We start from the raw sequence: 11,682 nt of genomic DNA, 5'->3' as shown, positions 1-11,682 counted from the left end.
AGGCGAGATTGCACTGAAATTATCCTAAGCAAAGACGCTATTGTAACGGGTAACCCCTTAGCTATAGCAGCCCGCGCCAGGATTCAAGTTGCCCAAGTTTCGAGTCTAAGTGTAGTTAAAACATAAATCATTGTCGAAAAATCATACAGAAGCAATGGAAATTTCGCTCACGTAACGCAATAACATTATGATTTGAAGATTGATTCAATATTTGGTCCGAAACTTGCTTATATCTTGGGGCGGGCGTTAAAAGAGACAAACTTCAGATGCGTTGGGCCCATTGTTATGTCATTTGCTGGTTTTTACAGCCTGCCTAGATGCTTTGTAGCAGATGGACGGTGCGGTTATTCGTAACATGTCGAAGTGCGCCAAGAGACTTTTAATTATTGTTAAGGCCGCGATTGCAGGGCTGGTAGGATCGTCTGCACAAGCGGGTACGATTATTAAATCATCCGATGTTCTTTACTTTACTTAGCTGGGGGTCAAAAAATGAGCAATAAAAGTAACCAAAAAAAAGATGATAACGGCAGGAAGAATGGTAATGCGGTAAATGAAACGTTAAATGGTGGTATTAGCGATGACCAACTCTTTGGCGGTAACGGTCATGATTCCATTTTCGGGGGCGCGGGCAAAGATGTTATTTCTGGCGGTAATGGGCAAGACAAGATATACGGCGGCGAAGGCGACGACATAATCGGTATGAGCTTTCCTAAGAACGGTGAAAACAGTGATGACATTATCTATGGCGATGGCTGGAATAGCAGCGATGACAAGCAGAGTGGTGACACATCGAAGATTGCCTCCGCAGTAACTGCAGACGGAGGTAATACAGGTATCGGTAATGACACGATCAACGGTGGCAACGGCAAAGATACCATTTACGGCGACAATGGTACCAATCTCGACGGTAGCGGCGTCGGAGGCAATGACATAATTTACGGTGGTAACGGCAAAGATGTTATTTACGGCGAGGGTGGCGACGATCAGCTCTATGGTGACGAGGGCAACGATCAGCTCTATGGTGGCAGCGGCAACGATCAGCTCTATGGTGGTGCAGGCAGTGATCAACTCTATGGTGGCGATGGCAACGATAGGCTTGATGGTGGTAAAGGCCCGGACAAACTTTATGGTGGGGCTGGCGACGACACCTACATAGTGGATACGTCGGGTGATAAGATCACCGAGGCGGGCAATGCCGGTATCGACACGGTGGAGAGCAGCATCAGCTACCTCCTGGGGAACAATCTCGAGAACCTTACACTCAACGGTAAGAAGGCAATCAAAGGCACCGGCAACGAACTGAACAATATTCTTACCGGCAATGCTGCGGCCAATACCCTCAGTGGCAATAATGGTGATGATACTCTATACGGCGAGGCAGGCAACGATCGGCTTTATGGTGGTGATGGCGCCGATACTTTATACGGCGGGGCAGGTAAGGATCGGCTTTATGGTGGTGATGGCGCCGACACTTTATACGGCGGGGCGGGTAACGACACCCTCAATGGCGGTAATGGTGCAGATACATTCTTGTTCAGTGGCTTAACACTGGAAACCGACGGTACGGACACCATTGAGTCTTTTTTGTCAGGTACGGATACCCTGCAATTCAGCTTGGCTGCGGTAAACTTGGCGACTGGTGCAGCACTGAGTGCCGGCCCAGTTGCAGCAGGCAACATCGTGATTGGTGCAAGTGCCGCTGCCGCTGATGATAACGACTACTTCCTCTACGATACAAGCACGGGTCGCTTATCGTTCGACGCAGACGGTAATGGTGGAGGCGGTGCTGTTCAGCTGGCAACACTGGTCGGCACGCCAATCACCACTGACGCCGATTTCGTACTGGCCTGAGCAAATAACCAATGAAGTCCAATTTTTCCTTGCTTGAGTAGGAAAGAGTAAGTGGAAAGATAAAACTCCCTACTAAACTACCCTTACCCTGCGGCATAACCCGCAGGGTATTTTTTTGGTGCGCCCTGCAACCAAGCACTCTTGGGGGCGGAAGTCCTCTACTCGCCCGACAAGGGGAAGCGTTAGCCGAATGGAAAGGGTTGTTAATCAGTGCGCAGGATGAGTTTCTATTAGCGGTAACCGCCCAGAATTTACGACGGATGGCGAAATGGTTGACCCCGATAGCGCAGGAAGCAGATCTAATACCTGCATAAAGGCAGACAGCAGCAATTAGAACCCTCATTCATTACGGAAAACTGAGCCTAATCCGTAAAATAAACTAAAAATAAAAATTCATCGGGATGAATCGACGAAAACAAAACGAAGTTTTTCAACAGAATTGTTCTTTAGCCGACAGTCCGCCAGACTTGCAACTGCGTCAGTGGGCTTGGCCGGAAGTAGCGAGGATGGCGATAACCTCTTCGTCCGTCACTTGAGGAAAATCCATGTAAAATTGTGCGACAGCCCCAAAGTTGATGGGAGTCGAGAGACATATTACGCGGTCAGCATTGCCGCGCACCTTTTTCAGCGTATCGGGGGGTGCCACCGGTACTGCGCACACCAACTCAGCGGGTTGTTTCGCCCTGAGCGCATGCAGTGCCGCAAGCATGGTCGAACCGGTAGCCAGCCCATCGTCGATAACGATAACTATGCGTGCGGCGGGATCAACCGGTTGCCGCACCGGGGTGTATTGAGATCGGCGCTGCCGTATCGTTTCCAGTTGTGTGGAAACTTCATTCCTGATGTATTCCTTGTCCGCCCCCACCTGCGAGGCATAATCGGCAAGATACACCCAACCGCTTTCATCGACCGAACCAATGGCGAATTCCGGATTGCCGGGCGCGCGTAGTTTACGTACCAACACCACATCCAGTTCACCGTTCAGCTCGTCGGCAATGACCTTTGCCATTGGCACCGCGCCCCTTGGAATCGCCAGCACCAATGGGTGTTTGTCCCGGTACTCGGAAAGAGCCGCAGCAAGTTGTTCGGCTGCTGCAATCCGGTTTGCAAAAACCATGGCAATCTCCCGCTAGTTACGCAAAATCGGTTGAAACCTATTTAAGTATAGGCAGCATAGGCATTTTTTCAATTTTTTATTCTGAACAATCTTTGCAGCAGACGGGTGGCAGATAAAGTGCAGGCCGTTGTTGTCTACATTGTCCGATTGATGAGTGCACGAAGCTCGCTGAGGGGGCGAGTATTGAGTACATCCTGCTTTTCCAGCCAGCCACGGCGTGCTTGCCCAATGCCAAAGCGCAGGTTGTCGAACTCAAAAGTACTGTGCGCGCCGGAATTGATACTGACCAGTACTCCCTCTTCCTTGGCCATCTGGCAATAGATGTCGAGTAGGTCAAGACGGCCGGGTTGGGAGTTGAGTTCGAGGAAACAACCTCGGCGCCCGGCTTCACGGATAATGCGCGGCATATCGATGTCGCAGGGTGCGCGTTCCTGGATAATCCGCCCGGTGGGATGTGCAAGCATAGTGAAGTGAGGATGGGCCATGGCGCGCAAGACTCGTTCCGTCTGTCTGGCTCGCGAAAGCTCGAATTTGCTATGTATCGCTCCCACAACCAGGTCGAGTTGCGCAAGGGTGTGATCCGGCAGGTCGAGGCTGCCATCTTCCAGGATATCCACCTCTATCCCCTTGAGTAAAGTAATACCTTTCAGTTCTTCGTTAAGTGCTCCGATTTCCATACACTGGCGCGCCAGTCGTTGCGGGTCGAGACCGCGCGCGACGGTAAGATTGCGCGAATGGTCGGTAATGGCGAGATACTCCAGACCAAGCGACTGCGCGGCAAGCGCCATTTCGCGCAGCGTGTTGTGACCATTCGTAAATTTGGTGTGGACATGCAGGTCGCCCCGCAGATCGCCGAGCTCCACAAGTCGTGGCAGAGATCCAACACGCGCCATCGCAATTTCGCCCCGGTTTTCACGCAGCTCCGGCGGAATATAAGTCAGGCCGGCAGCGTGATAGACCGACTCCTCGCTTTCACCCGCGATACGGATTTTTCCCTGGTATACGCCATATTCGTTGATTTTTAGTCCGTGTTTCTGAGCGATTTGCCTGACGGCGATATTATGTGCCTTGGAGCCAGTGAAGTAGAGCAGGGCGGCGCCGTAACTGTCCTCGGCCACTACGCGCAGATCGACCTGAATACCGCATTTGAGGATAACGCTGGCACGTGTGGCACCCACCGCCAGCGTTTCGGCAACCTCGTCATAGGCAATGAAATGCTGCATGACAGCGCTAGCCGGTGTTGCCGCAACAATGAAATCAAGGTCGCCAACGGTCTCGCGCATACGCCTGAAACTGCCCGCGACAGTGACTCGTATTACTCCAGGCACTCCCGCCAGGTGCGATCGTAGCGCTTCGGCATATTGTGCCGCTACAGCCAGCTTGGGACGTACCTGATCGGCATGTGTTTCTACCGCCTGGAGGATACTCAGTTCGGTCTTTTCACCGAAACCGGGCAGAGCGCGAATGCGGCCGTCACGCGCGGCGCAGTAGAGTTGCTCGACGGTCTGCACATCCAGATCGTGATAGAGATGCCTTACCCGCTTGGGACCAAGACCCGGGACTTTCAGAAGTTCAGTAACGGCGGGAGGAAGTTCCGTGTGCAGACGATCCAGTAAGCTACAGTGACCCGTAGTGATAATCTCCTGTATTTTGGCGGAAAGGTCGTGACCAATACCTGGGAAGCGCGTCAAATCCTCATCCTTTTCCCCCAGCACGTATGCTTCCGTAGAAAGCTCGCCTATGGTGCGGGCCGCATTGCGGTAAGCACGTATACGGAACGGATTGGCTCCCTGGATCTCAAGCAGATTGGCAATCTCCTCAAAGATCGCGGCAATATCGGCGTTATGACGTGGCATGCTTACTTTTCCCGGTCGATCTTTATTTGTGCAGTCATGCTGGCTGGGCGGATACGGAGTGCGCCTATTTGCTTCCAAGATCAAAGTTTAGTCTATCCAGCGAATTATGTGGCGGTGCCGGGAATAGCAATTCCTGTCTGATTTACGCTTGATTTGGGACCCTCCAGCGAGATCTCCTAAAGCTACTATAATGAACTATAGTTTTGGATCGAGATGGAAGAGAGTCTGCCTATGCCAGCTGAGCCTTGGCGGTATTTCGAGCACGATGCCGACGTGGGAATAATTGGCTGCGGCGCGACCGCCGAGCAAGCGTTTGAGGCCGGAGCACATGCGGTATTTGCCATCATAACCAATCTTGATGCAGTGCAGCCAACGTCTACGGTAACGTTTGAGTTCGAAGAAGCCGACTTCGAATTCGCCTTTGTCACATGGCTGAATCTATTGTTGGGTAAGTCACGTGAACTAGGCATGATTTTCAGCCGCTTTCACGTGCAGCACCATGGCAACTGGTGGTGCGCCAAAGCATCGGGCGAAAGATGGCATGCCGGCCTGGAGCGCGGCGTCGAAGTAAAAGGCGCGACCCTGACCATGCTTTCAGTGAAACAGACCGAACCAGGATGGGAAGCGCGTTGCGTCGTGGACGTATGAGATGAATCTAAGCCAGTTATGCCAATTGCAGCCCTACCTCTGGAGCTTCCCACGCCATCCCGGGGACAAGCGGGCGGAAGTGCTGCTCTACGGTACCGCGCCCTTGCTGGTCAGCATGGATGATAAAGTGCTGGAGCAAATTGCCAATGTCGCTTCTCTGCCTGGCCTGGCCGGTGCCGCCATGACCATGCCGGATGCGCACTGGGGTTACGGATTTCCCATAGGCGGTGTCGCAGCGTTCGATGCAGAACAAGGTGGCGTAATTTCCGCCGGTGGCGTTGGCTTCGATATTTCATGCGGCATACGCTGCCTGCGCAGTAATCTCGATTTGCCTGACGCTACGCCAAGCCTTATGGAGCTTGCAGATACCTTGTTCCAGGCGATTCCCGCTGGCGTAGGGGAAGAGGGCGACTTAAAACTGAATCCGGCACAGCTGGATCAGGTACTTCAAGATGGCGCGCACTGGGCCGTACGACAGGGTTATGGCAACACTGCAGATCTTGAGTACATTGAAGAACGCGGTCGTGTTGCCGGCGCAGTTCCAGATAATGTATCGGAGCTGGCTAAAAAGCGCCAGCGTGGCGAAATGGGAACGCTTGGTTCAGGCAATCATTACCTTGAAGTACAGGTGGTGGAGCGAATTCACGATACGGTCGCCGCATCGGCTTTTGGTCTGCATGAAGGTCAGATTGTAATTTCAATACATTGTGGCTCACGCGGGCTGGGGCATCAAATCGGTACCGATTATCTCGTTATGCTGGCCAAGGCCGCCGGCCGCCTTGGTATCCACTTACCTAACCGAGAACTCGCTTGCGCGCCAATCAAATCTCCGGAAGGCCGGCAATATATCGGAGCAATGAACGCCGCAATCAATTGCGCACTTGCCAATCGGCAGATCCTCACTCATCTGACACGCATGGCCTTCGCGAAAATTTATCCCCATGCAGCGCTTGAAACATTATTTGATGTTTCGCACAACACCTGCAAGGAGGAAACGCACGAAATCAATGGCAAGCCCAGACTGCTCCATGTGCACCGCAAAGGTGCAACGCGTGCATTCGGTCCGGGTCACCCCATGTTGCCTGAACGCTATCGTGCGGTGGGCCAGCCAGTTGTCATCGGTGGCAGCATGGGTACCGGCTCGTACATTCTTGCGGGCGCCAGAGGAAATCAGGCGTTCGCCTCGTCAAGTCATGGCGCGGGCCGTGCCATGAGCCGCAACAAGGCATCGGTACGCTGGCATGGCCGCGAGCTGATAAGTGAACTGGCGCAACAGGGCATTCTGATTCGCTCTCGCTCGATGCGAGGAGTGGCGGAAGAAGCTCCAGGCGCATATAAGGATGTCGATTTGGTTGCAGAAGTGACGGAACAAGCAGGGCTCGCGCGCCGGGTCGCTTTCCTCCGGCCAAAAGTGTGTGTTAAGGGATAATTCTTGTCAGGAGGTATCATGTATCAACATATCCTGGTACCCGTTGACGGCAGTGCAACCTCCGACCGCGCGCTGCAGGAAGCCATCCGGCTCGCCCGGCAGCAAAGCGCGCAGCTCGAGCTGGTGCATGTCGTCGAGGATATCCGCTTGCTGGATAGCGATAGTTACATCAACTACGCTGAAATGCAGGAAACCGTAAGGAACAGTGGCAAAAAGATGCTGGCACACGCACAAATGGTGGTGCAGCTGACAGGCATGGGCGCGGAAATAAATCTGCTTGAAGCACATGGCAAGCGCATCGCCAGCATAATAGTGGAAGAGGCTGAGCGCTGGCCGGCCGACCTGATCGTAATCGGTACCCACGGCCGTTCCGGTTTCAGTCGCGTTCTGTTCGGCAGCGTTGCCGAAGGAGTGGTTCGTACGGCACATATACCCGTGTTACTGATTCGTGGCGCCTAGCAACCTGCTAGGGCGACTTGGGTCAACATGGGTATCAAGCATAGTCTATGATGAAACCATGCCGTCCAGTTTCACCCAATGGATGGCACAACATGAATCATTGGGAGGAACACTCATGAAAACCCTGCTGCAAATCACTGCGCGCGATGTGCCCCATTCTGAAGCACTGGAAAGTCACATCCGGCAAAAAACGGAAAAACTCGAGACGTTTTATCCGAATATCATGGGATGCCGCGTGGTAGTCGAAGTTCCACACAAACATAAACATCAGGGACGCATGTTCAACGTGCGTCTCGACATCACCGTGCCGGGCAAAGAGCTGGTGGTCAACCGTGAGGCGGATGAGGATGTGTATGTTGCGCTGCGCGATGCCTTCGATGCCGCAAAGCGCCAGCTCGAAGACTACGGGCGCCGTCAGCGCGGCGATATCAAGGCGCACGCGCCAATCATACGCGGCAAGGTGGTGCGCCTGATTGCGGAGGAAGGATATGGTTTTATCGAGACACCCGACGGAGAGGAGTTATATTTTCACCGGGATAATCTCGCCGAAAATAACTTTGACAAACTGGAGGAAGGCAGCGAAGTAAAGTTCCTGGAGGATATTGGCAGCGAGGGTTTTCAGGCAAAACGTGTGAGCACCGGCAAACATCACACCTCGGAAGGAGAAGCAGAATAAGGAATGGCGAGCACGGGGCGTTCAGTCTCATACTCTGGGGGCCAATTAGATGAAGACGCACGGCTTGATCAAGCGCTTCCCGGACTGGATTACGGGGCCAAATGAGCACTAACTTTATGAATAATGACAGGTTCATGAAGGTCAAGCTCGTCGCTGGCGATGCCCTGATTCTCGTAGATGTACAGAACGATTTTCTTCCCGGCGGCAGCCTTCCCGTACCCGACGGGAACGAGATCGTGCCGGTGCTCAATCGTTACATTGTACTTTTTCATGCTCATGGTTTGCCCATTTTCGCCACTCGCGATTGGCATCCATCAGACCACTGCTCCTTCCTGCAACAGGGGGGATCATGGCCACCACATTGTGTTGCGTCAACGCCGGGCGCGGCATTCCCTTCAAGCCTTGAATTTCCTCCTGATATACACATCGTTTCCAAGGCTGCCGCACCGGAAAAGGATGCCTATTCCGGCTTCACGGATACCAAGCTCAATGCGTTACTGCGATCCTCCGGTGCTCGTCGCGTATTTATCGGCGGCATCTCTGCGGAGTATTGCGTGCTCAATACCGTGAAGGATGCCATGCACTATCATTACGCCGTCTTTGTGCTCAAAGATGCGATACGTGCAATGGACATAAGCTCGAATCACGGTCGTGCGCTTGAGGATATGAGGAGTCTTGGCGCGACACCCATATGCTTCGAGGCGCTCGCGGCATGAATCCGCTTTCCAGCCCTCTTTTGACTGATCATTATCAGCTTATGATGCTGCAGAGCTACCTCGAGCAAGGTATGGAAGCGCGCGCGGTTTTTGAGTTTTTTGTTCGCAAGCCGCCGCCAGGGCGAAATTTCATGGTTGCAGCCGGGCTGGAACAAGTCCTTGATTTTCTCGAAAACCTGAAGTTTTCGCCGGAAGAATTAACCTGGCTTGCTCCACGTTTCCCACCTTCTTTCATCGCATACCTTGAGCAATTTCGTTTCAACGGCGACGTTCATGCCATGCTGGAAGGCACCGTTTTTTTTCCGGATCAACCTATCCTGCGGATAACTGCCGCGCTGCCACAAGCCCAACTGGTCGAATCACGGATCATGAATCTGCTGCATTTCGAAACGTTGATTGCCTCCAAGGCGGCTCGTATGGTGATGGTGGCACCTGACAAATTACTGGTGGATTTTGGCATGCGCCGTGCGCACGGGGCGGAGGCCGGGCTGCTTGCGGCGCGGGCGAGCTATCTGGCGGGATTCTCCGGCACCGCGACCGTGCTGGCCGGGACGCTGTATGGCATCCCGCTGTTTGGCACCATGGCTCACTCCTACATTCAGGCGCATGAGAATGAAGCCACTGCTTTTGACCATTTTGCACGCTGCCATCCGGATAGTTCGATTCTATTGATCGATACTTATGATACGGAGACTGCCGCAACCAAGGTCGTTGCCCTGGCCCGCAAACTTCGTGCGGATGGCATCGGCATCAAGGGTGTGCGGCTGGATAGCGGTGATCTCGCGGCGCACGCCCGAAGCGTGCGCCAAATACTCAATCAAGGCGGACTGGAAAAGACGATTATTTTTGCCAGCGGCAATCTGGATGAATACCGGTTGCGTGAATTATTGTCGTCCGCTGCGCCAATCGACGGCTTTGGTATAGGAACCGCACTGGATGTTTCAGGCGACGCGCCCTCGCTGGATTGTGCCTACAAACTGCAGGAGTATGCCGGCAAGCCGCGCCGCAAACGCTCGGAGGGCAAGGCCACCTGGCCGGGAAGAAAGCAGGTATACCGCAACTATAGCGCTGATGGCTGCATGGCTGGTGATGTTGTGGCGCTGGAAGAAAATGATCCTCATGATGGTCAACCGCTCCTCATGCCTGCTATGCAGGCCGGCCGGCGTATTCTTGGAGATGCTGCGCTGGATCAGATGCGCCAACGGACATTGGCGGGATATGCTCATCTACCCAAAGCAATAACCACCCTTGAGATGGCGCCACCTTACCCGGTAGCCATTTCTACAGCGTTACAAGTGCTGGCTACCGAACTGGATGCCGTACATGTGCCTTAACCCGGAAAAATAAGGTTGCGTATGGCTTTCAACAGCGCAACAGCGCTCTACTGAAATTAATTGGCCCCGGCCGCGCTTGAACTGATCACGCGCATTGTCGCTTATATCTCTTGCCTGATGGCATTAATCTTAAGGATCTGAATCTCATGAATCATCATGAAAATACGGCCGAAACCCGCGTTAGGCGCATGCGTAACGCGCTATGGGGGTTGTTTATAGGAGATGCGCTGGCGATGCCGGCTCACTGGTTTTACAGCCTGAAAAATATCCGGCAGCAATTTGACGGTGGTATTCGTGGATACGAGGCGCCACCCCATCCTCACCCTGAAAGCTTCATGGTGGGAATGACCTATCATCCAGATGTCGATACCGCAAATCGCTTGGGCCGTCGCTATGACATTCTTCATGCACATGCCCGTTTCTATGACACCAGTTATAGTGATCTGGCAATCAGATCTCTGGAACGGGAGAGCGAGCACGGCAATCGGGTTCCCCGGCTGGAGGATCGTTCCCATTACCATCACGGATTGGTCGCTGGAGAGAATACGCTTGGTGCCCATCTGGTTCGCGTGCTCATGCGGTCCGTGATACGTGTTGGCCGCTATGAGCCAGGAGACTTTATTGAAGAGTTCGTGAAGCATCTCACCACGCCCGGCAAAAACAGGGACCCTTATACGGAGATCTATCTTCGACGCTGGTTCGAGAACTATTCCCGAGGCCTGCCGCTCCATGCCTGCGCCGAGCTGCAACGCAATGTATGGTCCATCGGCTCGCATGGCGGGGTCATACGCCCCCTGGTTCTCGCCATGCTGATCGACGGCACTTATCAGGGGCTCGGATTCGCCATAGAGCATCAGTGTCTCACCCATAGATCGGAAAACGCGGCTAGTGCGCTGGGGATACTGGTTCCTCTTCTGAATTCGCTGGTGAGAGGCGCCGACCCGGTCGAGGCAATATCTTCATATGCCAGAGACATACGCACACCTCAAATAAGCGGCGAGGAACTCTTCGCCGCTTATCGTGAGCATGGCGGTCCCGGCAATATCCCGAAAGATGAGATGTGGCAACTTCACGTGAGACTCAATGCCGCACCTTATGAAGTAATCCAGTTAGCCAGCCAGCACACCGAGCCCGAAGTGATTCGCCGTCTCTTTGCAACCGCCTGCTACCCGGAACACGGGCTTCCGCTGCTCCTGTATCTCATCATGAAACATAACCTGGGTGTCGAGGCGTCTCTTCTGGCGAATGCCAATGCCGGCGGAGACAATGTGCATAGAGGCATGATTCTGGGATTGATTGCTGGTGCGTCCAACGATGATTTGCCAAACCACTTGGTGGAGGGCTTGATAGATCAAGAGAAATTGAAAGCCGAGATCGACGCGTTTACGGATATTGCTCTGCGAGGAAATGCCATTTGAGCATCTCGCACCGCGACGTGCACCCTGACTACTCGTAACATATTCTAACGCTAACGCATCGGTACCATGGCGCATGATCAGCGCTTCAATTTCCGCAACCAAAGCGTCATCTTCGCCATCCTCCAACACACCATCGCCCACCAGCCTGGAGTTTTAAGAGCGGCTGGCAGCTTGGTGC

At 53.5% G+C, this 11,682-nt stretch carries 10 protein-coding genes; 8 read left to right on the top strand and 2 right to left on the bottom strand.

Going from position 1 to position 11,682, the window contains the following annotated elements; translation table 11 throughout:
* The first annotated feature begins 489 nt into the window (after positions 1 to 489).
* Positions 490 to 1,851: a calcium-binding protein gene (locus BLO43_RS13420; protein ID WP_090907493.1), complete on the top strand. Its 1,362-nt coding sequence runs from the start codon at positions 490 to 492 to the stop codon at positions 1,849 to 1,851.
* 478 nt (positions 1,852 to 2,329) lie between these two features.
* On the opposite strand, the gene BLO43_RS13415 is transcribed toward BLO43_RS13420, so the two are convergent.
* Together BLO43_RS13415 and polX are read right to left on the bottom strand one after the other, a co-directional pair.
* Positions 2,330 to 2,968 (bottom strand): phosphoribosyltransferase, encoded by a 639-nt coding sequence (locus tag BLO43_RS13415; protein ID WP_090907492.1) that lies wholly within the window; start codon positions 2,966 to 2,968, stop codon positions 2,330 to 2,332.
* A 134-nt stretch (positions 2,969 to 3,102) separates the two neighbouring features.
* Positions 3,103 to 4,824, bottom strand: a complete 1,722-nt coding sequence (gene polX, locus BLO43_RS13410) for a DNA polymerase/3'-5' exonuclease PolX (protein WP_090907491.1) — start codon at positions 4,822 to 4,824, stop codon at positions 3,103 to 3,105.
* 231 nt (positions 4,825 to 5,055) lie between these two features.
* On the opposite strand from polX, the gene BLO43_RS13405 reads away from it, so the two are divergent.
* The 7 genes from BLO43_RS13405 to BLO43_RS13375 all read left to right on the top strand — a co-directional run bounded on the left by BLO43_RS13405 (position 5,056) and on the right by BLO43_RS13375 (position 11,504).
* On the top strand, positions 5,056 to 5,472 hold the full coding sequence (locus tag BLO43_RS13405; RefSeq protein ID WP_090907553.1) for an archease: 417 nt from the start codon (positions 5,056 to 5,058) through the stop codon (positions 5,470 to 5,472).
* 1 nt (position 5,473) lies between these two features.
* Entirely contained in the window at positions 5,474 to 6,901 is a 1,428-nt protein-coding gene (locus tag BLO43_RS13400; RefSeq protein ID WP_090907490.1) for an RtcB family protein, read from the top strand.
* Between the two features lie 18 nt (positions 6,902 to 6,919).
* Complete coding sequence (locus BLO43_RS13395; protein ID WP_090907489.1) at positions 6,920 to 7,360, top strand: universal stress protein; 441 nt, start codon at positions 6,920 to 6,922, stop codon at positions 7,358 to 7,360.
* A gap of 115 nt (positions 7,361 to 7,475) precedes the next feature.
* On the top strand, positions 7,476 to 8,036 hold the full coding sequence (raiA, locus tag BLO43_RS13390; protein ID WP_090907488.1) for a ribosome hibernation-promoting factor, HPF/YfiA family: 561 nt from the start codon (positions 7,476 to 7,478) through the stop codon (positions 8,034 to 8,036).
* A 101-nt stretch (positions 8,037 to 8,137) separates the two neighbouring features.
* Positions 8,138 to 8,752 (top strand): isochorismatase family protein, encoded by a 615-nt coding sequence (locus tag BLO43_RS13385; protein WP_254773473.1) that lies wholly within the window; start codon positions 8,138 to 8,140, stop codon positions 8,750 to 8,752.
* A complete protein-coding gene (locus BLO43_RS13380; protein WP_090907486.1) occupies positions 8,749 to 10,086 on the top strand; it encodes a nicotinate phosphoribosyltransferase in 1,338 nt (445 codons plus the stop codon). Before BLO43_RS13385 ends, BLO43_RS13380 begins: the two co-directional genes overlap by 4 nt.
* 146 nt (positions 10,087 to 10,232) lie before the next feature.
* On the top strand, positions 10,233 to 11,504 hold the full coding sequence (locus BLO43_RS13375) for an ADP-ribosylglycohydrolase family protein (protein ID WP_254773472.1): 1,272 nt from the start codon (positions 10,233 to 10,235) through the stop codon (positions 11,502 to 11,504).
* Positions 11,505 to 11,682 lie beyond the last annotated feature (178 nt).

Origin of the sequence: Nitrosospira sp. Nsp13 (genome assembly GCF_900101945.1) — a bacterium.
Taxonomy (GTDB): domain Bacteria; phylum Pseudomonadota; class Gammaproteobacteria; order Burkholderiales; family Nitrosomonadaceae; genus Nitrosospira; species Nitrosospira multiformis_D.
This window is presented reverse-complemented; position numbering and strand designations above follow the sequence as displayed.

What these genes read in the sequence shown, in the direction of transcription:
- BLO43_RS13420 (WP_090907493.1), top strand. Translation starts at nt 490, where the DNA reads ATGAGCAATAAAAGTAACCAAAAAAAAGATGATAACGGCAGGAAGAAT.
- BLO43_RS13415 (WP_090907492.1), bottom strand. Translation starts at nt 2,968, where the DNA reads ATGGTTTTTGCAAACCGGATTGCAGCAGCCGAACAACTTGCTGCGGCT.
- polX (WP_090907491.1), bottom strand. Translation starts at nt 4,824, where the DNA reads ATGCCACGTCATAACGCCGATATTGCCGCGATCTTTGAGGAGATTGCC.
- BLO43_RS13405 (WP_090907553.1), top strand. Translation starts at nt 5,056, where the DNA reads ATGCCAGCTGAGCCTTGGCGGTATTTCGAGCACGATGCCGACGTGGGA.
- BLO43_RS13400 (WP_090907490.1), top strand. Translation starts at nt 5,474, where the DNA reads ATGAATCTAAGCCAGTTATGCCAATTGCAGCCCTACCTCTGGAGCTTC.
- BLO43_RS13395 (WP_090907489.1), top strand. Translation starts at nt 6,920, where the DNA reads ATGTATCAACATATCCTGGTACCCGTTGACGGCAGTGCAACCTCCGAC.
- raiA (WP_090907488.1), top strand. Translation starts at nt 7,476, where the DNA reads ATGAAAACCCTGCTGCAAATCACTGCGCGCGATGTGCCCCATTCTGAA.
- BLO43_RS13385 (WP_254773473.1), top strand. Translation starts at nt 8,138, where the DNA reads ATGAGCACTAACTTTATGAATAATGACAGGTTCATGAAGGTCAAGCTC.
- BLO43_RS13380 (WP_090907486.1), top strand. Translation starts at nt 8,749, where the DNA reads ATGAATCCGCTTTCCAGCCCTCTTTTGACTGATCATTATCAGCTTATG.
- BLO43_RS13375 (WP_254773472.1), top strand. Translation starts at nt 10,233, where the DNA reads ATGAATCATCATGAAAATACGGCCGAAACCCGCGTTAGGCGCATGCGT.